Below are 344 nucleotides of genomic sequence, written 5' to 3'. Positions count from 1 at the left end.
GCCTAGCTCAATTGGTAGAGCAACTGACTTGTAATCAGTAGGTTGGGGGTTCAAGTCCTCTGGCCGGCACCATCTTTTGAGCCATTAGCTCAGTTGGTAGAGCATCTGACTTTTAATCAGAGGGTCAGAGGTTCGAATCCTCTATGGCTCATTACGATTTTATTTAAATTTTCTAAGCGAAATAATGCAGAAGTAGTTCAGCGGTAGAATACGACCTTGCCAAGGTCGGGGTCGCGGGTTCGAATCCCGTCTTCTGCTCCATTATTTTGCCGGGGTGGCGGAACTGGCAGACGCACAGGACTTAAAATCCTGCGGTGAGAGATCACCGTACCGGTTCGATTCCG

2 tRNA genes are annotated in these 344 nt (G+C 48.8%); both read left to right on the top strand.

From position 1 onward, the window contains the following. Nucleotides 1-78: 78 nt before the first annotated feature. Nucleotides 79-151: transfer RNA gene (locus tag ACZ267_RS12850), tRNA-Lys, on the top strand. Nucleotides 152-186: 35 nt separating this feature from the next. Then, a tRNA-Gly gene (locus ACZ267_RS12845) sits at nucleotides 187-261 on the top strand. Nucleotides 262-344: the final 83 nt, after the last annotated feature.

Source organism: Staphylococcus sp. AC872 (assembly GCF_979255425.1).
The sequence above is the reverse complement of the archived record's forward strand: the minus strand, read 5'-3'. Positions and strand labels throughout refer to the sequence as shown.